Raw genomic sequence first — 1,035 nt, 5'->3', positions numbered from 1 at the left:
CTTCAGCGCGGTGTCGGCCAGGCCCTTACGGGCGCCGTGGGTGGAGTTGAAGTACTCCTGGACCGACAGGCCTTCCTTGAAGTTCGAGATGATCGGGGTCTCGATGATCTCGCCGGAGGGCTTGGCCATCAGGCCGCGCATCCCGCCGAGCTGCTTCATCTGGGCCTGCGAACCGCGGGCGCCGGAGTTGGCCATCATGAAGATCGAGTTGATCTCCTTTTCACGGCCGTTCTCGTCCGTCTCGGCGGTCGAGATCTCCAGCATCATTTCGTCGGCGACCCGGTCGGTGGCCTTGGCCCAGGCGTCGACGACCTTGTTGTACTTCTCACCCTTGGTGATCAGGCCGTCGGCGTACTGCTGCTCGTACTCTTCAACCAGCTTGCGGGTCTGGGCCACGATGGGCTTCTTCCGCTCGGGAATGATGATGTCGTCCTTGCCGAACGAGATGCCGGCCTTGGCCGCCTCGCGGAAGCCCAGACCCATGATCTGGTCGGCGAAGATGACCGTCGCCTTCTGACCGCAGTGGCGGTAGACAGCGTCGATCAGGTTGCCGATCTCCTTCTTGGTCAGGTTCTTTTCCAGCAGCCGGTGGCCGATGGCCGGGTGGTGCGGGAACAGAGCCGCGATCTTCATCCGCCCGGGGGTGGTGTCGATCAGCTTGCGGACCAGGACGCCGTCGGCGTCCATCTCGGAGTGGCGGGCCTTGATCTTGGTGTGCAGGGTCACGACGCCGGCGTCGAGCGCCGCGTCGATCTCGCACATCTCGCCGAACATCTTGCCCTCACCGGGCTCGTTGGGCTTGGCCAGCGACAGGTAGTAGAGGCCGAGCACGATATCCTGCGACGGCACGATGATCGGGCGGCCGTTGGCGGGCGACAGGATGTTGTTCGTCGACATCATCAGCACGCGGGCTTCAAGCTGGGCTTCCAGCGAGAGCGGCACGTGGACGGCCATCTGGTCGCCGTCGAAGTCGGCGTTGAAGGCCGCGCAGACCAGCGGGTGAAGCTGGATGGCCTTACCCTCGATCAGCTTGGG

The 1,035-nt window shown here is 64.2% G+C and carries 1 pseudogene; it reads right to left on the bottom strand.

The window, feature by feature from the left end:
- Positions 1 to 1,035, bottom strand: a pseudogene (locus tag Q8Q88_RS24300) (DNA-directed RNA polymerase subunit beta'); the annotation flags it as partial.

This window comes from Phenylobacterium sp. (genome assembly GCF_030697925.1).
In the GTDB taxonomy this organism is placed as follows: Bacteria; Pseudomonadota; Alphaproteobacteria; order Caulobacterales; family Caulobacteraceae; genus Phenylobacterium.
This window is presented reverse-complemented; position numbering and strand designations above follow the sequence as displayed.